Here is a 19,899-nt window from a genome sequence, read left to right on the forward strand (position 1 = left end):
GCGCACGATCATCAGACCGATTTCTGCCCACGCATCGTTCTCGGCGAGGCGTGCGGACGTTGTAAAGCTCTCAAAGATGCGGTCGTGGAATGGCATATCAAAGTCGACGCCATTGTCGTCGAAGGGTCGTGTGACGAACGGCCTCGCTTCGGATCTTTCAATATGGGTCTCCGGTGCGCGTTCGGCGTGTCGGATAAGCCAATAAAAAAGGGGCGCCGCAGCGCCCCTTTGTTCGATTTAGCCCCCGGAGGGCGTCTGTCGGATCAGTTTACCTGCGGATCCAGTTCACCCTTGGCGTAGCGGTGGGTCATGGTCTCCAGGGAAAGCGCATTGATCTTGCTCGCGTTGCCGGCGGTGCCGAAGGCCTCGTAACGGGCGACGCAGATGTCCTTCATGGCCTTGGTGGCCGCAGTGAAGTATTTGCGCGGGTCGAAGTTCTTGCGGTTCTCGGCCAGATGCTTGCGGATCGCGCCAGTGGAGGCCATGCGCAGGTCGGTGTCGATGTTGACCTTGCGCACGCCATGCTTGATACCCTCGGCGATCTCCTCGACCGGCACGCCATAGGTCTCGCCCATGTCGCCGCCGAACTCGTCGATGATCTTGAGCCACTCCTGCGGGACCGAGGAGGAGCCGTGCATCACCAGATGGGTGTTGGGGATGCGGGTATGGATTTCCTTGATGCGCTCGATGGCCAGGATGTCGCCTGTCGGCGGACGGGTGAACTTGTAGGCGCCGTGCGAGGTGCCGATGGCGATGGCCAGGGCGTCGACGCCGGTCTTCTTGACGAAGTCGGCGGCCTCTTCGGGGTCGGTCAGGAGCTGGCTGTGGTTCAGCGTGCCCTCGGCGCCGATGCCATCCTCTTCACCGGCCTGGCCGGTTTCGAGCGAGCCCAGGCAGCCCAGCTCGCCCTCGACCGAGACGCCGCAGGCGTGTGCGATCTCGACGACTCGGCGCGTAATGTCGACGTTGTACTCGTAGGAGGTCGGGGTCTTGCCGTCCTCGCCCAACGAGCCGTCCATCATGACCGAGGAGAAGCCGAGCTGGATGGAGCGCTGGCACACGGGCATGGAGGTGCCGTGGTCCTGGTGCATGCAGACTGGGATGTGCGGCCATTCCTCGATGGCGGCGAGGATGAGATGGCGTAGGAAGGGGGCGCCGGCGTAGCTGCGGGCGCCTGCGGATGCCTGAACGATGACGGGGGAGTTGGTCTGATCGGCCGCCTCCATGATGGCGCGCATCTGCTCCAGGTTGTTGACGTTGAAGGCGGGCACGCCATAGCCATGCTCGGCGGCGTGGTCCAGGAGTTGACGCATTGAAATCAGGGCCATGGATAGTCCTCGTTGTTGATTGGTGATTCTGGTGGGGGCTTTCAGCCTCCAGCTGCCAGCCTCCAGCGTGCGATTGTCGGGCTTTTCGGTGTTTCCTGTCTCGACTTGCTTGGGGAAGGGTACGAATTGACCCCTTCGAATTAGGCTTTTCGCTGGTAGCTGGTAGCTGGTAGCTGGTAGCTGGTAGCTGGTAGCTGGTAGCTGGTAGCTGGTAGCGCTCCTCGTTCAATCCTCGTTGAGTAGCTTGTGTTCGCCGACCCGCATGATCTTCATGATGTTGGTCTGACCTTCGACTCCGGAGCGATCGCCCTTGGTGATGATGACCAGATCGCCGTTCTGGACGGTGCCTCGGCGCAGCAGTTCCTCGATCACCTCGCGATTGACCTCGTGGATGTCGGTGCTCGCGACGTCGAAGGCAACTGGATAGACGCCCCGGAAGAGTCTGACCTTGCGTCGTGTCGGTTCGAATCGCGTCATGCCGTAGATCGGGATCCCCGAGCTGATGCGCGACATCCATTTTACCGTCGAGCCGGTTTCGGTGAGTGCGGCGATGGCCTTCACGCCCAGATGGTTGGCGGTGTACATGGCCGCCATGGCGATGCCTTCGTCGACGCGCCCGAACACCGAGTCCAGGCGATGTCCGGAACGGGTCACGCTCTTTTCCGCCTCCAGACAGATGCGGTCGAGCGCCTCGACGACCTTGGCCGGGTTCTTGCCGATCGAGCTCTCGGCCGAGAGCATGACGGCATCCGTTCCGTCGAGCACCGCATTGGCGACGTCGAAGACCTCGGCGCGAGTCGGGATGGGGCTGTCGATCATCGACTGCATCATCTGGGTCGCCGTGATCACCACGGCGTTGAGTTCGCGCGCGCGGCTGATGAGATGCTTCTGCACGGCCGGCAATTCGGCGTCGCCGATTTCGACCCCCAGATCGCCGCGCGCCACCATGATGGCATCGGCGGCGTTGATGATCTCATCGATGCATTTCAGCGATTCGGCGCGCTCGATCTTGGCCACGATGCCGCCGCGCCCGCCCGCCTGATGGAAGAGTTCGCGGGCGAGGCGGACATCTTCCGCGTTGCGCACGAAGGAGACCGCCAGATAGTCGGCGTCGAGGTCGGCGGCGAAGCGGATGTCGTCCTTGTCCTTATCGGTCAGGGCCGGGGCCGAGAGTCCGCCGCCCTTTTTGTTGATGCCCTTGTTGTTCGAGAGCGCTCCGCCGACGACCACCTTGCAGTCGATACGGCCGTTGGCGACCGAGTCGACCCAGAGCTCGATGGAGCCGTCATCCAGCAGCAAGGTGTCGCCGTGCCGGACGTCCTCGGGCAATTGGGTATAGGTGGTTCCCACCTGCGTTTGGCTGCCGTCCTCGATCCCGCAGTGGATGTCGATGGCGAAGGCATCGCCGTGACCGAGCTGGATCTTGCCTTCGGTGAATTTGCCGATGCGGATCTTGGGACCCTGCAGGTCCATCAGAATGGCGATTTCGTGCCCGGCGGCTTGGGCGCGCTCGCGGATGCGCTGGGCGCGCTCGCGATGGCGGTCGTGGCTGTCGTGAGACAGGTTGAGACGGACGACATCCACACCGGCGGCGAGGATGGCGTCGGTGACGGGAACCGGATCCGTTGCCGGACCCAGGGTTGCGACGATCTTGGTGCGTCTTGGCATTCGTGTAGCCTCCAGCTCTCAGCCTCCAGCAGCCAGCTGCTCCGGCCGATGGCTGGAGGCTGATCGCTGGTGGCTGGTGGCTGCTCAGTCCTTCGCCCGTGCTTCGAGCATGGCGACCGCCGGCAGGGTCTTGCCTTCCAGGTATTCGAGGAAGGCGCCGCCGGCGGTCGAGATGTAGGACACCTTATCGTAGATGTCGTATTTCTGAATCGCCGCGATGGTGTCGCCGCCACCGGCCAGACTGAAGCCGTCGGCATTGGCGATGGCCAGGGAGACGGTCTTGGTGCCTGCGCCGAACTGGTCGAATTCGAACACGCCGACCGGGCCGTTCCAGACGATGGTTCCCGCCTTGGCGATGATGTCGGCCAGCGCCTGGGCCGAGTCCGGGCCGATGTCGAAGATCATGTCGTCGTCGGCGACCTCGGAGGCCGATTTGGCGACGGCCGGCTCGTTCTCGTCGAACTGTTTGCCGCAGACCACGTCGGTGGCGATCGGGATGGTCGCGCCGCGCGCAGTCATCTTCTCCATGAGCGCCTGGGCGGTCGGGATCAGGTCATGCTCGCACAGCGACTTGCCGACGTTGTGACCGGCCGCCGCGAGGAAGGTGTTGGCGATGCCGCCGCCGACCACGAGCTGATCGACCTTTTCGGACAGGGCTTCGAGCACGGTCAGCTTGGTCGAGACCTTGGATCCGCCGACGATGGCGACCATGGGGCGGGCCGGGTTGGCCAGGGCCTTACGCAGCGCGTCCAGTTCCTCGGCCAGCAGCAGGCCGGCGCAGGCGGCGGGGGCGAACTTGCCGACACCATGGGTCGATGCCTGGGCGCGGTGAGCGGTGCCGAAGGCGTCCATGACGAAGACGTCGCAGAGCGCGGCGTACTGCTTGGCCAGATCCTCGGCATCCTTCTTTTCGCCCTTGTTGAAGCGGACGTTTTCGAGCAGCACCAGCTCGCCGTCGGCGACCTCGGGGGCCTGGTCCAGATAGTCTGCGATCAGACGGACCTCGCGGCCCATCTTGGCGCTCAGGTCTTCGGCGACCGGTTTGAGCGAATTTTCCTCCGAGTAGACGCCTTCCTCCGGTCGACCCAAGTGGGACATCACCATCACCTTGGCTCCGGCCTTGATGCAGCGCTCGAAGGTGGGCATGGAGGCGCTGATGCGCGCGTCGGACGTGACCTTGCCGTTCTTGACCGGGACGTTGAGATCGGAACGGATCAGAACCCGTTTCCCTGCCAGGTCCAGGTCGGTGAGCTTGATGAAGGACATGAGCGATCCTCGTGAGTCGTTGTTATGGTTAAAGGATTCAGGTCCAAGGTGGGCCTTGCCTGAAGCCCCTGGCGGGGAGCTGCCAGCCGCCAGCCACTAGCTTCCAGCCGGATGGCTGTAGGCTGGTGGCTGAAAGCTGGCCGCTGGTGGCTTACTTAGTCACGAACTCGACCAATCGCAGCATGTTGCAGGTGTAGCCGTATTCGTTGTCGTACCAGGCGACGACCTTGATGAAGGTGCCGTCCAGCGCGATGCCGGCCCCTGAGTCGAAGATGGATGGGTTGCCGCAGCCACGGAAGTCGGTCGAGACGACCTTCTCGTCGGTGTAGGCCAGTACGCCAGCCAGGTCGCCGGATTCGGAGGCGGTCTTCATGGCGGCGCAGATGTCTTCGTACTTGGCGTCCTTGTTCAGTTCGACGGTGAGGTCGACGACCGAGACGTCGGAGGTGGGCACGCGGAAGGACATGCCGGTCAGCTTGCCGTTGAGCTCGGGCAGCACCTTGCCGACCGCCTTGGCTGCTCCGGTGGAGGAGGGGATGATGTTCTCCAGGATGCCGCGTCCACCGCGCCAGTCCTTCATCGAGGGGCCGTCGACGGTCTTCTGGGTGGCGGTGGCGGCGTGGACCGTGGTCATGAGGCCGCGTTTGATGCCCCAGTTGTCGTGCAGCACCTTGGCCACCGGGGCCAGGCAGTTGGTGGTGCAGGAGGCGGCCGAGAGGATGGCCTGGCCGTCGTAGTCTTTGTGGTTGACGCCGTAGACGAACATGGGGGTTGCGTCCTTCGACGGTGCGCTCTGCACGACCTTCTTGGCACCGGCGTCGAGGTGCTTCTGGCAGGACTCGGTGGTCAGGAAGAAGCCGGTGGATTCGATGACCAGCTCGGCACCGACCTCGTCCCACTTGAGGTTGGCGGGATCCCGTTCGGCGGTCAGGCGGATCTTCTTGCCATTGACGATCATGGTGTTGCCGTCGACGGCGATGTCGCCCGGGAAGTTGCCGTGAACCGAGTCGTACTTGAGCATGTAGGCCAGGTACTCGGGGTCGAGCAGGTCGTTGATGGCAACGACTTCGATCTCGGAAAACTCCTTGGTGATAGCGCGGAACGCCATGCGACCGATACGACCGAAACCATTGATGCCAACTTTGATGGTCATGCGAGAAAACTCCTAGATAGATCGGAAATACAATTGTGACCCCAATGACGCCTCAGTTGCAGAATTGAGATCCGTTTGGATCGCCGGGGAATCGGCGATCCCATGCCTTCGGGGTCCTTGGTCGGGTTGGCGTAGGGGTCAGAGTACGCCCTTCACCGTCTCGACCAGCTTCTCGACGGTGAAGCCGAATTCCTTCATGAGCGCGCCGGCCGGGGCCGACTCGCCGAAGCGGTCGATGCCCAGCACGGCGCCCTGGCTGCCCACGTATTTCCACCAGCCGTCGGTGACTGCGGCCTCGACCGCGATGCGGGCGGTGACGGCCTTGGGCAGCACGGACTCCTTGTAGGCCGCGTCCTGGGCGTCGAAGGCATTGGTCGAGGGCATGGAGACGACGCGGATCGCTGTGTCGCTCATGGCCTCGGCCGCCTTGACCGCCAGATCCACCTCGGAGCCGGTGGCGATGATGATGGCGTCCGGGGTGCCTTCGCAGTCGCGCAGCACGTAGCCTCCGCGTGCGATGTCCGCGATTTGAGCCTCGCTACGCGTCATGTGGGCCAGGTTCTGGCGCGAGAAGATGAGGCAGGAGGGACCGCTCTTGCGCTCGATGGCCAGCTTCCAGGAGACGGCCGACTCGACCGCGTCGCAGGGACGCCAGACGCTCATATTGGGAATCATGCGCAGGGTCGGAATCTGCTCGACCGGCTGATGGGTCGGACCGTCCTCGCCCAGGCCAATGGAGTCATGGGTATAGACGAAGATGGTGGGGATCTTCATCAGGGCCGCCATGCGCAGCGCGTTGCGCGCGTATTCCGAGAACATGAGGAAGGTCGCGCCGTAGGGGACGAAGCCGCCGTGCAGTGCGATGCCGTTCATGATGGCGGACATGCCGAATTCACGTACCCCATAGAAGACGTAGTTGCCCGAGGCGTCCTTCGGGGCGATGCCCTTGCAGCCCTTCCACAGTGTCAGATTGGAGCCAGCCAGGTCGGCCGAGCCGCCGAGCAGTTCGGGCAGCAGGGGGCCAAAGCCGTTGAGCGTGTTCTGCGAGGCCTTGCGCGAGGCGATGGTCTCGGCCTTCTCGACCACGGACGCGATGAAGGCGTCGGCCTTTTCGGACCAGTCGGCAGGCAGATCGCCGGACATGCGGCGTTTGAACTCGGCCGCCTCGGTCGGGTAGTCCTTGGCGTAGGCTGCAAACCGCTTGTCCCAGGACGCTTCCGCCGCCGCACCGCGCTCGCGGGCGTCCCAGTTCTGATAGATGCTCTCTGGGATGACGAAGGGTGGATGATTCCAGCCCAGATTCTCGCGGGTCAGCGCGATCTCGTCCTCGCCCAGCGCGGCGCCGTGACACTCTTCCTTGCCCTGCTTGTTGGGCGAGCCGAAACCGATGATGGTCTGGCAGCAGATGAGGGTCGGCTTGTCGTCGATGGCGCGCGCCTGCTCGATCGCCGCCTTGACGGCCTCCGGATCGTGACCGTCGACCTTGGGGATGACGTGCCAGCCGTAGGCCTCGAAGCGCTTTGGGGTGTCGTCGAGGAACCAGCCGGGGGTGTCGCCATGGCCGCGCACCTCGCCGTCGATGGAGATGTTGTTGTCGTCGTAGAAGGCGATCAACTTGCCCAGCCCCAGGGCGCCGGCGAGCGAGCAGGCCTCGTGCGAGATACCTTCCATCAGACAGCCGTCGCCCAGGAAGGCGTAGGTGTAATGATCGACGATCTCATGACCCGGCTTGTTGAACTGGGCCGCGAGGGTCTTCTCGGCCAGCGCCATGCCAACGGCGTTGGTGATGCCCTGTCCGAGCGGGCCGGTGGTGGTCTCGACGCCGGGCGCATAGCCGTACTCGGGGTGGCCAGGGGTCTTGGAGTGGAGCTGGCGGAACTGCTTGAGGTCCTCGATCCCGAGATCGTAGCCGGTCAGGTGCAGCAGGGAGTAGATCAGCATGGATCCGTGACCGTTGGAGAGCACGAAGCGGTCGCGGTCGGCCCAGTCCGGATTCGCGGGATTGTGGGTCATGAAGTCGTTCCACAGTACCTCGGCGATATCCGCCATTCCCATCGGTGCTCCTGGATGGCCTGAGTTGGCCTTCTGCACGGCGTCCATGGCGAGTGCTCGGATGGCATTTGCAAGTTCTTTGCGTGAGGACATGGGCCCCTCCTGAAGATTGATGACGGTGACCAAAGCGTTACGCTGGCCGCAGCCGTCCGCGACCTGTGGGAGACAGGGGCGTCGAGACGGGTGGTGACGCAGCGTCGGAAAGTGGTTCGTGGGCTCGCATCCGCGTCTGGCGCGGTCGTTGTTCTTGGTGTCGAGTGCTTGTCTGCGCGAGCGAGATTGTCCAGCCTTTCTGTCTTCGATGAACGCCCATTCTGGACCAAAACAAAAGGCTTGGATCCAGGAATCGAAACAGGCGTATCGTCGTCGAAGGTTGTTTATGAGTTTCTAATATTAAGAATTGGCGGCGGAAATAGCCAGCCCTTTCCGCCGCCGCGTGTTCCATTCTTTGTGCTCAGCGCTCTCGCCATTTGATGGAGCAGCCAATGCTGGGGATCTGGTCGGCCGGTCCCGAGCCGGTCTCGGCCACCTGTTTCATGGCCTCGAACAGGTCGCGGCGCACGTCGGGCGCGGCGGCCTCCTTGCGGCTGGCGTCTAGGCGTCCGCGGTATTGCAGGCCCAGATCGGCGTCGTAGCCGAAGAAGTCGGGCGTGCAGACGGCTCCGTAGGCCTGGGCGATCTCCTGGGTTTCGTCCAACAGATAGGGGAAGGGGAAGTCGAACTCCTCGGCGACCCGTTTCATGTTGTCGAACGAATCCTCAGGGTAGTCGGCGGTGTCGTTCGACATGATGGCAACGCAGCCGATGCTGAGTTTTGCCAGCTCGCGGGTGTCGCGCACAATCCGGTCGCGCACGGCCTTGACATAGGGGCAATGGTTGCAGATGAACATGACCAGGAGCCCGCGCTCGCCCTTGCATTGGTCGCGGGTCCAGGTCTTGCCGTCGACCCCTGGGAGGGCGAAGTCGGGAGCGGGGAGTCCGAAGTCGCAGACGGGTGTTTCGGTCGAAGCCATGCAGAACCTCCGAGTGGGTTGGTAGGTTACCAGCTTGCTTGCATGTTAACGGAATGGCGGACGATTCCAAATACATTAGGCGGGTGCCCGGGTTTTCCGTCGTGTTGCAAGGGGGTATCATGCGCCGCTTCATTCAATGCGCCTCGCGGCGCCCAGATTCAGGTCTCGATCCATCTATGAGCAAGGATTACATCTTCACGTCTGAATCCGTTTCCGAAGGCCACCCGGACAAGATGGCGGATCAGATTTCGGACGCTGTCCTCGACGAGATCTATCGCCGCGACCCCAACCACGCCAAGGCGCGCGTGGCCTGCGAGACTCTGGTCAAGACGGGCTTCGTGATGTTGGCTGGTGAGATCACGGTGACCGATGGCGACCTCAAGATCGATTACGAGAAGGTGGTCCGTCGCGTCGTCAAGGAGATCGGCTACGACAACTCCGAATGCGGTTTCGACGGCAACAATTGCGGCGTGCTGATCGCGCTCGGCGAGCAGTCCAAGGATATCAATCAGGGTGTCGACCGCGAGAGCGAAGAGGCTCAGGGCGCGGGCGATCAGGGTCTGATGTTCGGCTACGCCACCAACGAGACCGACATGCTGATGCCGGCTCCGATCGATTACGCCCACCGTCTGGTCAAGCGTCAGGCCGAGGTGCGTAAGAACGGCACCTTGCCGTGGCTGCGTCCGGACGCAAAATCCCAGATCACCATGCGCTACAGCAACGGCAAACCGGTTGCGGTCGAGGCCGTGGTGCTGTCCACCCAGCATGGCGAGGATGTGACCGAGAGCGTGCTGCATGAGGCGGTGATGGAAGAGGTCATCAAGCCCGTGCTCGGCGAGACCGGTTGGCTGAATGCCGGTACCCAGTACCACATCAATCCGACCGGCAAGTTCGTCATCGGCGGCCCGGTGGGCGACTGCGGTCTGACCGGTCGCAAGATCATCGTCGATACCTACGGCGGTATGGCCCGTCACGGTGGTGGCGCCTTCTCCGGCAAGGATCCGTCCAAGGTCGACCGTTCCGCCGCCTATGCCGGACGCTACGTCGCCAAGAACATCGTCGCCGCCGGTCTGGCCGAAAAATGCGAGATCCAGATCTCCTACGCCATCGGCGTCGCCGAGCCGACCTCGGTGTCGGTCGATACGTTCGGCACCAACAAGGTCAGCGAGGAGCGCATCATCGAGCTGGTCCGTGCCCATTTCGACCTGCGTCCCTACGGCATCATGCGGATGCTCGACTTGACCAACCGCGAGCTCATCAAATACCAGGACACCGCCGCTTACGGTCACTTCGGCCGTTCCGAGCCCGGATTCACCTGGGAGCGCACCGACAAGGCCGACGAACTGCGTGAGGCCGCCGGCATCTGAGGGCGTCGAGTAGGGCGGAATAGCGCGGCCTATTCCGCCGTATGGGGCATCGATGCATCGATTTAACGCAAAAGGTCGCATCTAACGCGTTCTAAACTGCACCAAACCTTTTCGCCGAGGAGCGTTGCGACCCGGATCCTCAGGATCTTGGCCAGGCTCGGTGATGGGGTCGACATTTCCAACGGCGCTCACTCACGTTCTATCGAGGGTTGATTCACATGAGTGAGTTCACTGATTACAAGGTTGCCGACATCTCCCTGGCCGGTTTCGGCCGCAAGGAGCTGAACATCGCCGAGACCGAGATGCCGGGTCTCATGGCGGTCCGCAAGAAGTACGCCGCTGACAAGCCGCTGGCCGGCGCCCGCATCACCGGCAGTCTGCACATGACCATCCAGACCGCCGTGCTGATCGAGACCTTGGTCGAGCTCGGTGCCGAGGTGCGCTGGTGTTCCTGCAACATCTTCTCCACCCAGGACCATGCCGCTGCCGCTATCGCTGCAGCCGGCATCCCGGTCTATGCCTGGAAGGGCGAGACCCTGGAAGAGTACTGGTGGTGCACCGAGCAGGTGCTCAACTGGCCCGACGGCAAGGGTCCGAACATGATCCTCGACGACGGCGGTGATGCCACCCTGCTGGTCCACAAGGGCGTCGACTACGAGAAGGCCGGTTCCGTGCCCGCGCCGACCGCAGACGACAACGAGGAATGGACCGCCGTGCTGGGCGTGCTGGGCCGCACCTTCGAGCGCGACAACCAGCACTGGCACAAGATCGCCGCCGACATCAAGGGCGTGACCGAGGAGACCACCACCGGCGTGCACCGTCTCTACGAGATGGCCAAAGCCGGGACCCTGCTGTTCCCCGCCATCAACGTCAACGACTCGGTCACCAAGTCCAAGTTCGACAACCTCTACGGTTGCCGCGAGTCGCTGGTCGACGGCATCAAGCGTGCGACCGACGTCATGATCGCCGGCAAGATCGCCATGGTTTGCGGCTACGGCGATGTCGGCAAGGGCTGCGCCCAGTCGCTGCGCGGACTGGGTGCGACCGTCTGGGTCTCCGAGATCGACCCCATCTGCGCGCTGCAGGCGGCGATGGAGGGCTATCGCGTGGTGACCATGGAGGATGCCGCGCCGGTCGCCGACATCTTCGTGACCACCACGGGCAACAAGAACATCATCACCCACGACCACATGGCGGCGATGAAGAATCAGGCCATCGTCTGCAACATCGGCCATTTCGACAACGAGATCGATATCGCCAGCGTCAGCAAGTACGAGTGGGAGGAGATCAAGCCTCAGGTCGATCACATCATCTTCCCCGACGGCAAGCGCATCATCATGCTGGCCCAGGGACGTCTGGTGAACCTGGGCTGCGCGACCGGCCATCCGAGCTTCGTCATGTCCAACAGTTTCACCAATCAGGTGCTGGCGCAGATCGAACTCTTCACCAAGACCGCCGAATATCCGATCGGCGTCTACGTGCTGCCCAAGCATCTCGACGAGGACGTGGCGCGTCTGCATCTGGAAAAGATCGGCGCCAAGCTGACGGTGCTGAGCAAGGAGCAGGCGGACTACATCGGCGTGCCGGTCGAGGGTCCCTACAAGCCGGATCACTATCGGTATTAGGGAGCTCCCAGCTTCCAGCGATCAGCCTCCAGCCAGCGTCTCGTTCGACGCTGGCTGCGTGGCTGCAATCCGGCCCTATGATGCCCCCCCAGGGCAAGTGTAGGGCGCTTGACCATCTGGGCCTTCAGTCTTTGGCGGTGGTCCGGCAGCCGCTCGTGTTGCTGGCCGCTGGAGGCTGGAGGCTGGAGGCTGACCTATGTCGACTGACACACCCATCTACAGCGTCGAGCTCTTCCCTCCGAAGACGCCGGAGGGCATGGAGAAGCTCAAGCTCGAAATCCCCAAGATCAACGCGCTCGGCCCCGCCTATTTCTCCGTGACCTACGGGGCTGGCGGTTCGACCCGCGACGGCACCTTCGAGACCGTGAACTGGCTTTGCAGTCAGGGCATCGACACGGCACCGCATCTCGCCTGCATCGGTTCCAGTCGGAAGGAGGTGAGCGAGATTTTGGCCTACTACCGCGAGCAGGGCATTCGTCGGCTGGTTGCGCTCCGTGGCGACATGCCGTCCGGCATGGGGGCGGGGAACGGCGGCGATTTTCGCTATGCCAACGAACTCGTCAGCTTCGTGCGCGCCGAATTCGGCGATGCCTTCCACATCGAGGTGGCGGCCTATCCCGAGTATCACCCGCAGTCCGGCAGTCCGTCGCGCGACCTGGAGAATTTCAAGCGCAAGGTCGAGGCGGGCGCCGACGCAGCCATCACCCAGTATTTCTACAACGCCGACGCCTATTTCGGCTTCCTCGAATCCTGCCGGCGGGTCGGGATCGAGATTCCCATCATCCCCGGCGTCATGCCCATCACCAACTACACCCAGTTGGCGCGCTTCTCGGACGCCTGCGGCGCCGAGATTCCGCGTTGGATCCGTCGGCGTCTGGAAGGTTATGCGGACGATGTCGAAAGCATTCGTGCATTCGGACACGAGGTGGTGGCGAATCTCTGCCGCCATCTGATCGAGGGCGGTGCGCCAGGGCTGCACTTCTACACCATGAATCAATCCGGTTCCGTCACGCGACTCTGGAAGGATTTGGGTTTGCCGCTCGCGCCGAACCAGGGCTGAGTCGGGCATCGACGGTTTCGGTTGCGATGCAACAAACATTTGGAGGGTGCGGGCACGATTCGTCAGTTTTTCGTTGCCCATTGCGAATTCGCAAGTCCTTCGGTTTCGCCGGTTGATACTCTTTTTCCCGCGAAATCATCCACTCCTCCTTTGGAAGCCGCCCACTCCTTTTGGGGCGGCTTTTTTTCTTTGCGCGACGCTACGAGCGCGCATCGTCCGCTTTCACCCTGCGGGTAAATCCTCTCTCCATCGATCGATGCCCAACTGGGCTGTCTCAACATGCTGGCGGCTGGCGGCTGGAAGCTTGGTCATAGGCGTGGCCGGCGTCTGATGGAATAATCTCGGCCTCGTTCTTCAATATCCATTTGCACGCCCTCAGTGGCCCGAGATCACACCCTATGCCCGACCTCGACCGAAGCTACCGGATCGGCCCGATCCTTCTTGCGCCGACGATCCTTCCGCGTCACGGCTGGACCTTCCTGGTCGCCGCCTTTTTCTCGATTGGTCTCATGATCTTCATCTCGATCGGTCAGACCTACATCCTCAACGAGCATCTGGGAATCCCTGAGTCGATTCAGGGGGCGATCAGCGGCAATCTGGTCTTCCTCACCGAGATCGTCACGCTCCTGCTGTTCCTGCCTGGCGGGATTCTCATGGACCGGATCGGTCGGCGGCCAGTCTACGTCGCTGGATTTCTGGTTCTGGCGCTGACCTACGTTCTCTATCCGCTCGCCGAGTCGGTCGAGGCCCTCTATGTCTATCGGCTCATCTATGCCGTTGGCGTGGTCGCGGTCGCTGGCGGTCTCTCGACCGTGCTGGCCGATTACCCGGCGGAGTGTTCGCGTGGCAAGCTGGTCGCGATGGTGGGCTTTTTGAGCGGGCTCGGGGTCGTCTTCATCAGTCAGGGCTTCGGCGCCTTGCCGAAGTTGTTCGTCGGGATGGGGCTCGATGGTGTTGCGGCGGGGCGCTTGGCCCATTTCATCGTCGCAGCGCTCTGCGTGATCGTCGCCATGATCGTCTTCTGGGGGCTGAAGCCCGGCATCCCGATTCGTCACGAAGACCGCCCCTCGGTGCGCGAGCTCTTCGTGGGCGGCTTTTCGCATGCGCGCAATCCGCGCATTTTGCTGGCCTATCTGGCCGCCTTCATCGCGCGTGGCGATCAGTCGGTCAATGCGACCTTTCTGATCCTATGGGGTACGCTTGCTGGCAAGGCGGCGGGGTTGGAGCCGGCGGCGGCTGTGGTCAGCGGCACGCTCATCTTTGTCGTGGCGCAGATTGCGGCCTTGGTGTGGGCGCCGATCCTGGGGCCGTTGCTGGACCGCCTGGACCGTGTCACGGCGCTCGCCGTCTGCATGGGGCTGGCGGCGCTCGGCAATCTTGCGCTCCTGGTGCTGGACGATCCGCTCGCCACGTCGGGGCTCGTCTTCTTCATCCTGCTCGGGATCGGCCAGATCAGCGTCTATCTCGGCGGTCAGTCGCTGATCGGGCAGGAGGCGCCGACCGCTCAGCGCGGCTCCGTGCTTGGTGCCTTCAACGTGGCGGGAGCGATCGGTATTCTGATCATCACCTTCATCGGTGGCCATCTTTTCGATCAGATCGATCCGCGTGCGCCCTTCGTCGTCGTGGGTGTGATCAACCTGCTGTTGTTGGTGGCGAGCGTCTATGTGCGCGTCCGGCATCCGGCGCCTGTGGGTAGGTCATAAACGAAAAAAGCCGGCCAAAGGCCGGCTTTTTGTTTTTGGTCGGGGTGACAGGATTCGAACCTGCGACTTCTGCCTCCCGAAGACAGCGCTCTACCAAGCTGAGCTACACCCCGAAATGGGTCTGACGATCAATGCATCCGCGTGACGGCGAAATCGGCCATCATGGCGAGTGAAGCCCTTGCCGCTGAATCTGGTAGTACGTTGAGGGCTTCTTTCGCGCGTTCGGCATAAGACCGTGCGAGCTGCGCAGTATAGGCGATCGCATCGGTGGATGCAATCGTCTTTGCGACGGCGTCGATATGGTCGCGTCCACCGTGCTCAATGGCCTCGCGCAGCAGGGCGCGCTGTTCCGGCGTGCCCACGGCCATGGCACGGATGACGGGGAGGGTGGGTTTGCCTTCCTCCAGGTCGTCGCCGACGTTTTTGTCCAGCTCGGCGTTGTCGAGGCTGTAGTCGAGCGCGTCGTCGACGAGCTGGAAGGCGATGCCGAGATTGAGTCCATAGCTGGAGACCGCATCCTCGATCTCGCGAGGCGCCTCGGCGAGTACTGCGCCCAGGCGGACGCCAGCCTCGAACAGGGTGGCGGTCTTGCGCTCGATGACCTCCATGTAGCGCTTTTCGTCGGTATCGGGGTCGCGCTCGTTCAGCAGCTGCAGCACCTCGCCCTCGGCGATGCGATTGGTGGCGTGGGCCAATACCTCCATGACGCGCATGTTGCCGACGTCGACCATCATCTCGAAAGAGCGCGAGTAGAGGAAATCGCCGACCAGCACGCTCGCCTCGTTGCCCCAGACCGTATTGGCGGTCTCGCGGTTGCGGCGCAGCTCGGAGCCGTCGACGACGTCGTCGTGGAGCAGCGTGGAGGTGTGGATGAACTCCACAATGGCGGCGAGATCGATATGGCGGTCCCCGGCATAGCCGCAGGCGCGCGCGGCGAGCAGTACGGAGAGCGGGCGCAGACGTTTGCCGCCGCTGTTGACGATGTAGTGTCCGATCTGGTTGATCAGAACGACATCGGACTGAAGGCGGCGCAGGATCAAGGCGTCAACAGCCTTCGAGTCCTCTGCGACGGGCTGTCGAATCGTGGAGAGGTCCATGCGTGTGTGGGGTCTGTCGATAGTAGCGGCGGATGCTAGGTTTGGGGTGCTGGGCTGTCAAGCCGACCACCCGCGACGATGGGTTTTTTCAATCGACGTAGATTACGCCATTTGGACGGCCCGGGTCGACTGTTGGATAATCCCGCCTTTGGGCCGACGATGACCGAGTACCGTCTCTTTCGTCTGGTGACGAGGGCGGGAACCGGTCGGCTTCTGGATCGCTGTAAGATTTCTGATCCATTATGACGTTGACTCAACGTTTATGTTGGCGATAGAATTCCGCTTCTTTGTTCCGGCGCGGAGCGTCGGCAATTCCGAACACTCCTGGGGATCTGCAGAATCATGTATGCGGTCATTCAAACCGGTGGCAAACAATACCGGGTTTCCGAAGGTGATACTCTGAAAGTCGAGAAGCTGACCGCCGAAGAAGGCGCAAGCATCGATTTCGAGCAAGTTTTGATGGTGGCTGATGGCGATGAGGTTCGCGTTGGCAAGCCCTATATCGACGGCGGCAAGGTGACCGCGACGGTCGAGTCTCATGGGCGCGCGAAGAAGGTCAAGATCATCAAATTCCGTCGCCGCAAGCACCATATGAAGCACCAGGGCCACCGTCAGTGGTTCACTGCGGTCAAAATCACCGGCATCAGCGCCGGCTGATAAGAGAGAGATAACCAATGGCACACAAAAAAGCAGGCGGTAGTTCTCGCAACGGCCGCGATTCCGAATCCAAACGCCTTGGTATCAAGGTGTTCGGTGGTCAGAAGGTCTCCGCAGGCAGCATCATCGTGCGCCAGCGCGGCACCAAATTTCACAATGGCGTCAACGTTGGTTGCGGCAAGGATCATACCTTGTTCGCGCTGAGCGATGGCTTCGTTCGCTTCGTGGTCCAGGGTCCGAAGAACCGCAAGTTCGTGACCGTGGAGACCGCCTGATCGTCCGATCCGATCCCCATCGGTGATCGTCAGCTGTCGATCGGAAGCCTAGAGCCTCGTCCATCGTGACGGGGCTTTTTCATTTGGACTCGCGCGCGAGCGACCAGACCGGATCTACTCTATGAAGTTCGTCGACGAGGCACGCATTTGGGTCGAAGCCGGTGATGGTGGTAGCGGCTGCGTGAGTTTCCGCCGGGAAAAATATATCCCCAAGGGCGGCCCCGATGGTGGTGACGGGGGCGATGGCGGAAGCGTCTATCTGCTTGCGGACAACAACATCAATACGCTGGTCGATTTTCGCTATCAGCGCAGGCATCGGGCCGAGCGCGGACAAAACGGCATGGGTCGTCAATGCACCGGGCGCGGCGGTCAGGATCTTTCGATCACGGTGCCCGTTGGAACGCGTGTCTTCGACGAGGACACCGGTGAGTTGATCGGCGAGTTGTTGGAGTCCGGCCAGCGGTTGCTGGTTGCGAAGGGCGGTTTCCACGGCATCGGCAACGCCCGCTATAAATCCAGCACCAACCGTACCCCGCGTCAGTTCACGCCGGGTACGCCGGGTGAGCGTCGCCAACTCCATCTGGAGCTCATTCTGCTCGCCGATGTGGGTTTGCTCGGATTTCCCAACGCGGGCAAGTCCTCCTTCATTCGGCAGGTCTCCAGCGCGCGTCCAAAGGTTGCCGACTACCCCTTCACCACGCTCTATCCCAACCTAGGTGTCGTGCGCGTCGGGCGCAATCGCAGCTTCGTGGTCGCCGACATCCCCGGCGTGATCGAGGGTGCCGCCGATGGGGCCGGTCTGGGAATCCACTTCCTCAAGCATCTGGCGCGTACACGCCTGCTGCTTCATCTGGTCGATGTTGCGCCGCTCGATAGCGACGAGGATCCGGCGGAGCAGATCCGTAAGATCGAGGCCGAGCTGGAGTCCTTCAGCGACGATCTCATGGACAAGGAGCGCTGGCTGGTGCTCAACAAGGTCGATCTGCTGGACGCCGAAGAGTATGAGGAGCGCCGTTCTGCGATCGTCGAGCATCTCGACTGGCAGGGGCCTGTGCATGGTATCTCGGCCCTGAGCGGCGAGGGGACCGATGTGCTCGTTCGCGATCTGATGGCGCGTCTTGAGCAGCTGAAACTTGGCGATGACGCTGGCGTGGTGTCGTCTTCCGGCGCTTCGGATGGTGAGGAGTCGGAATGGGATGTGCCAGAAACGCCCGATTCGGGCGAATGGCATCCGCTCGACTGATGACGGCGTGGTCCGATTATGATCACCCGTGACGCCATTCCTCATACTCAACGTTGGGTCGTCAAGATCGGTAGCGCACTGCTGACGCGCAACGGTCAAGGGCTGGAGCGGGAGATGCTCGCGGTTTGGGTCGATCAGATGGTCGGGCGGCGCGCCGCTGGCTGCGAGGTGGTTCTGGTGTCCTCCGGTGCCGTGGCCGAGGGCATGGCGCGCATGGGGTGGCACCGGCGTCCTAAATCGCTGCATGAACTCCAGGCCGCCGCAGCCGTCGGTCAGATGGGGTTGGTGCGCGCGTATGAGGATTGCTTTCTGTCCCGTGGGCTGCGAACCGCGCAGGTTCTTTTGACGCGCGACGACCTCGCCAATCGGGCGCGATATCTCAACGCCCGCAGTACGCTACGCACGTTGTTGAAGCTCGGCGTCGTTCCTGTCATCAACGAAAACGATACGGTCGCTACCGACGAGCTGCGTTTCGGCGACAATGACACCCTGGCCGCGTTGGTCGCCAATCTGATCGAAGCGGATCTTTTGATTCTACTGACCGACCAGGACGGGATCTTCGACGCGGATCCGAGAAACAACCCCGATGCCAAGCTGATTCCAGAAAGTTGGGTCGACGACCCTTTGTTGGACTCAGTCGCCGGCGGTAGCGTGACGGCGCTGGGGACCGGCGGCATGGTGACCAAGGTTCGAGCGGCTCGTCTGGCTGCGCGGTCCGGGACCCCGACGATCATTGCGCCCGGTCGCGGCGAGCAGGTGTTGACTCGTATCGGCGAGGGGCAATCGATCGGTACCCTGCTTATTCCCTTCCAGGGTGCTCAGGCCGCCCGCAAGCAATGGCTTGCCGGACATCTTCGGGTACGCGGTCGGCTGATTCTGGACGAGGGAGCAGTTCGGGCGCTGCGCGAAAAAGGCAGAAGCCTGCTCGCCGTTGGTGTGAGGCGCGTCCAGGGTAGCTTCAATCGCGGAGAGGTGGTCGCTTGTGTCGACGAGTTCGGCGCCGAGGTGGCGCGCGGGCTGGTCAACTACGATTCTCAGGATACCGAGCGGATAAAGGGGCAATCGTCGCTGCGTTTCGAGGAGATACTCGGCTATCTCGACGACGATGAGTTGATCCACCGAGATAATCTCGTGATCCTATAGCGGTCGGCTGACCGATGGGGGCCGACGACGAACGCATCGTTTGGTGCGGTCACCATTGAAATCCGGTGGCGATCGAGGTCATCGGTCGCTCCCTGAAACCTTTTTCGACGAAAGGCGTTTTCGGTAGGTGACAATCCGCATATGGGTATCTATAATGCCTCGCTCTGGCTGAGTGGCAGAGTGGTTATGCAGCGGCCTGCAAAGCCGTGTACCTCGGTTCGATTCCGGGCTCAGCCTCCATATTCTCCCTTCTGTTTCGCGCCCTCCTGCTTTACCGCGCTCCCGCCCGGGTGGCGAAATTGGTAGACGCAAGGGACTTAAAATCCCTCGACTTCGGTTGTGCGGGTTCGAGTCCCGCCCCGGGCACCATCCTGATTTCAAGCGTATCCATAAGGGATCTATTTCGCAGCGCTTGTCCCTCCTATAGATATCGATATTTCCCGACGGCAGTCTCCGAACAGGCTCGCTGCCATTTTCCCGTGGGCGTGACAATCCGCCGCTGGCCGCTCAATAACACTGAGCGACGAAGCTGCAGTCTCCGTTGCCGCACATCGCGCTGCTGGCGCTTTCTCCCATCGCTTGGCAGCAGGCTTGAGTGCAGTCTGGGTCGCTGCTCCGGGCGTCCAATCCGATGGTGCCGTCCTGGGCGCGGGCGCATAGACAGGTCGCCGTCGGGGTATTGGCAGCGAGGGACGATGTCTCGGGTTGCTGGGACGATGGGTCATCGGTGTCGGCCAGCGTGTCCGCAGACGGTTGCGCGTCTGGCGAGGCGTCTTCTTCGGTTGTGACGGGCTCCGCGCCCTTTGCTGGGCTCGGTCTGGCCGAGTAGGGGAGGTTTGGCGCGATCAGTGAGCGCAGGCTGACCGATTGAGGTTCGCCGTCGATGGATGTCCAGGTCGTGGTGACTTGCACCTCCGTATAGTTGGGATTGGTGTGGGGCGTGACTATCCAACGGCGATTGAAGTCCGCTGAGTCGCCTGCGTGACGTGAGGGTGCGTCGTTTCCCGATTCGATGGAGTCGTAGTCGGCGATTGCCTCTTGACGGAGCGCTTCGAGTTTCAGTCGGGCGAGGTTGACCGCGCTGGTCTGGGTCTTGACCTCGCTGCCGTGCTGGATCATCTCGCCTTGGAATTGAGCGAGGCTCAGCAGTCCACTGGTCAGAACGGTCATGGAGACGAGTGCCTCGTTCATGCTGAAACCGCCTTGTCTTATCTGGAGTCGAGTGCGTCGCATCATGTGCCTCCGTGGGG

Annotated in this window: 16 protein-coding genes, 3 tRNA genes and 1 riboswitch; of the genes, 10 read left to right on the top strand and 9 right to left on the bottom strand. The window is 62.2% G+C overall.

Annotated features, from left to right (window positions below; genetic code table 11):
* Window positions 1–263 precede the first annotated feature (263 nt).
* The 6 genes from fba to ACFSJC_RS06335 form a co-directional block, all read right to left on the bottom strand.
* On the bottom strand, window positions 264–1,328 hold the full coding sequence (gene fba / locus ACFSJC_RS06310; protein ID WP_386024787.1) for a class II fructose-bisphosphate aldolase: 1,065 nt from the start codon (window positions 1,326–1,328) through the stop codon (window positions 264–266).
* 225 nt (window positions 1,329–1,553) lie between these two features.
* Complete coding sequence (pyk, locus tag ACFSJC_RS06315) at window positions 1,554–2,996, bottom strand: pyruvate kinase (protein WP_386024790.1); 1,443 nt, start codon at window positions 2,994–2,996, stop codon at window positions 1,554–1,556.
* A gap of 84 nt (window positions 2,997–3,080) precedes the next feature.
* Entirely contained in the window at window positions 3,081–4,262 is a 1,182-nt protein-coding gene (locus ACFSJC_RS06320) for a phosphoglycerate kinase (protein ID WP_386024793.1), read from the bottom strand.
* 151 nt (window positions 4,263–4,413) lie between these two features.
* Window positions 4,414–5,415 (bottom strand): type I glyceraldehyde-3-phosphate dehydrogenase, encoded by a 1,002-nt coding sequence (gene gap, locus ACFSJC_RS06325; RefSeq protein ID WP_386024796.1) that lies wholly within the window; start codon window positions 5,413–5,415, stop codon window positions 4,414–4,416.
* A 138-nt stretch (window positions 5,416–5,553) separates the two neighbouring features.
* A complete protein-coding gene (tkt, locus tag ACFSJC_RS06330) occupies window positions 5,554–7,581 on the bottom strand; it encodes a transketolase (protein WP_465324926.1) in 2,028 nt (675 codons plus the stop codon).
* A gap of 340 nt (window positions 7,582–7,921) precedes the next feature.
* Window positions 7,922–8,479 (bottom strand): thioredoxin family protein, encoded by a 558-nt coding sequence (locus tag ACFSJC_RS06335; RefSeq protein WP_386024802.1) that lies wholly within the window; start codon window positions 8,477–8,479, stop codon window positions 7,922–7,924.
* Between the two features lie 176 nt (window positions 8,480–8,655).
* On the opposite strand from ACFSJC_RS06335, the gene metK reads away from it, so the two are divergent.
* The 4 genes from metK (at window position 8,656) to ACFSJC_RS06355 (ending at window position 14,234) form a co-directional block, all read left to right on the top strand.
* On the top strand, window positions 8,656–9,846 hold the full coding sequence (metK, locus tag ACFSJC_RS06340) for a methionine adenosyltransferase (protein WP_386024805.1): 1,191 nt from the start codon (window positions 8,656–8,658) through the stop codon (window positions 9,844–9,846).
* A 110-nt stretch (window positions 9,847–9,956) separates the two neighbouring features.
* Window positions 9,957–10,043, top strand: a riboswitch (S-adenosyl-L-homocysteine riboswitch).
* 21 nt (window positions 10,044–10,064) lie between these two features.
* Window positions 10,065–11,471, top strand: a complete 1,407-nt coding sequence (gene ahcY / locus ACFSJC_RS06345; protein WP_386024808.1) for an adenosylhomocysteinase — start codon at window positions 10,065–10,067, stop codon at window positions 11,469–11,471.
* A 196-nt stretch (window positions 11,472–11,667) separates the two neighbouring features.
* A complete protein-coding gene (gene metF, locus ACFSJC_RS06350) occupies window positions 11,668–12,531 on the top strand; it encodes a methylenetetrahydrofolate reductase [NAD(P)H] (protein WP_386024810.1) in 864 nt (287 codons plus the stop codon).
* 398 nt (window positions 12,532–12,929) lie between these two features.
* Entirely contained in the window at window positions 12,930–14,234 is a 1,305-nt protein-coding gene (locus ACFSJC_RS06355; RefSeq protein WP_386024813.1) for an MFS transporter, read from the top strand.
* A gap of 36 nt (window positions 14,235–14,270) precedes the next feature.
* Here the strand turns inward: ACFSJC_RS06355 and ACFSJC_RS06360 are convergent.
* Window positions 14,271–14,347, bottom strand: a tRNA-Pro gene (locus ACFSJC_RS06360).
* 15 nt (window positions 14,348–14,362) lie between these two features.
* Complete coding sequence (locus tag ACFSJC_RS06365) at window positions 14,363–15,331, bottom strand: polyprenyl synthetase family protein (protein ID WP_386024816.1); 969 nt, start codon at window positions 15,329–15,331, stop codon at window positions 14,363–14,365.
* 342 nt (window positions 15,332–15,673) lie between these two features.
* Between ACFSJC_RS06365 and rplU the strand changes: the two genes are divergently transcribed.
* The 6 genes from rplU (at window position 15,674) to ACFSJC_RS06395 (ending at window position 19,018) form a co-directional block, all read left to right on the top strand.
* Window positions 15,674–15,988 (top strand): 50S ribosomal protein L21, encoded by a 315-nt coding sequence (gene rplU / locus ACFSJC_RS06370; RefSeq protein WP_007039702.1) that lies wholly within the window; start codon window positions 15,674–15,676, stop codon window positions 15,986–15,988.
* Between the two features lie 17 nt (window positions 15,989–16,005).
* Window positions 16,006–16,263: a 50S ribosomal protein L27 gene (gene rpmA / locus ACFSJC_RS06375; RefSeq protein WP_007039701.1), complete on the top strand. Its 258-nt coding sequence runs from the start codon at window positions 16,006–16,008 to the stop codon at window positions 16,261–16,263.
* A 121-nt stretch (window positions 16,264–16,384) separates the two neighbouring features.
* Window positions 16,385–17,506, top strand: coding sequence for an Obg family GTPase CgtA (cgtA, locus tag ACFSJC_RS06380; protein WP_386024820.1), 1,122 nt, complete (start codon window positions 16,385–16,387; stop codon window positions 17,504–17,506).
* An 18-nt stretch (window positions 17,507–17,524) separates the two neighbouring features.
* Window positions 17,525–18,649, top strand: a complete 1,125-nt coding sequence (gene proB / locus ACFSJC_RS06385; RefSeq protein WP_386024823.1) for a glutamate 5-kinase — start codon at window positions 17,525–17,527, stop codon at window positions 18,647–18,649.
* A 166-nt stretch (window positions 18,650–18,815) separates the two neighbouring features.
* Window positions 18,816–18,889 (top strand) — tRNA-Cys (locus ACFSJC_RS06390).
* A 44-nt stretch (window positions 18,890–18,933) separates the two neighbouring features.
* Window positions 18,934–19,018: transfer RNA gene (locus ACFSJC_RS06395), tRNA-Leu, on the top strand.
* Between the two features lie 138 nt (window positions 19,019–19,156).
* Here the strand turns inward: ACFSJC_RS06395 and ACFSJC_RS06400 are convergent.
* Entirely contained in the window at window positions 19,157–19,840 is a 684-nt protein-coding gene (locus ACFSJC_RS06400; protein WP_386024826.1) for a type IV pilus modification PilV family protein, read from the bottom strand.
* Window positions 19,841–19,899 lie beyond the last annotated feature (59 nt).

It is taken from the genome of Thiorhodococcus fuscus (assembly GCF_042682685.1).
In the GTDB taxonomy this organism is placed as follows: domain Bacteria; phylum Pseudomonadota; class Gammaproteobacteria; order Chromatiales; family Chromatiaceae; genus Imhoffiella; species Imhoffiella fuscus.

Excerpts from the sequence above, each read along its gene's own strand:
- fba (WP_386024787.1), bottom strand. The coding sequence starts at position 1,328 with ATGGCCCTGATTTCAATGCGTCAACTCCTGGACCACGCCGCCGAGCAT.
- pyk (WP_386024790.1), bottom strand. The coding sequence starts at position 2,996 with ATGCCAAGACGCACCAAGATCGTCGCAACCCTGGGTCCGGCAACGGAT.
- ACFSJC_RS06320 (WP_386024793.1), bottom strand. The coding sequence starts at position 4,262 with ATGTCCTTCATCAAGCTCACCGACCTGGACCTGGCAGGGAAACGGGTT.
- gap (WP_386024796.1), bottom strand. The coding sequence starts at position 5,415 with ATGACCATCAAAGTTGGCATCAATGGTTTCGGTCGTATCGGTCGCATG.
- ACFSJC_RS06335 (WP_386024802.1), bottom strand. The coding sequence starts at position 8,479 with ATGGCTTCGACCGAAACACCCGTCTGCGACTTCGGACTCCCCGCTCCC.
- metK (WP_386024805.1), top strand. The coding sequence starts at position 8,656 with ATGAGCAAGGATTACATCTTCACGTCTGAATCCGTTTCCGAAGGCCAC.
- ahcY (WP_386024808.1), top strand. The coding sequence starts at position 10,065 with ATGAGTGAGTTCACTGATTACAAGGTTGCCGACATCTCCCTGGCCGGT.
- metF (WP_386024810.1), top strand. The coding sequence starts at position 11,668 with ATGTCGACTGACACACCCATCTACAGCGTCGAGCTCTTCCCTCCGAAG.
- ACFSJC_RS06355 (WP_386024813.1), top strand. The coding sequence starts at position 12,930 with ATGCCCGACCTCGACCGAAGCTACCGGATCGGCCCGATCCTTCTTGCG.
- ACFSJC_RS06365 (WP_386024816.1), bottom strand. The coding sequence starts at position 15,331 with ATGGACCTCTCCACGATTCGACAGCCCGTCGCAGAGGACTCGAAGGCT.
- rplU (WP_007039702.1), top strand. The coding sequence starts at position 15,674 with ATGTATGCGGTCATTCAAACCGGTGGCAAACAATACCGGGTTTCCGAA.
- rpmA (WP_007039701.1), top strand. The coding sequence starts at position 16,006 with ATGGCACACAAAAAAGCAGGCGGTAGTTCTCGCAACGGCCGCGATTCC.
- cgtA (WP_386024820.1), top strand. The coding sequence starts at position 16,385 with ATGAAGTTCGTCGACGAGGCACGCATTTGGGTCGAAGCCGGTGATGGT.
- proB (WP_386024823.1), top strand. The coding sequence starts at position 17,525 with ATGATCACCCGTGACGCCATTCCTCATACTCAACGTTGGGTCGTCAAG.
- ACFSJC_RS06400 (WP_386024826.1), bottom strand. The coding sequence starts at position 19,840 with ATGAACGAGGCACTCGTCTCCATGACCGTTCTGACCAGTGGACTGCTG.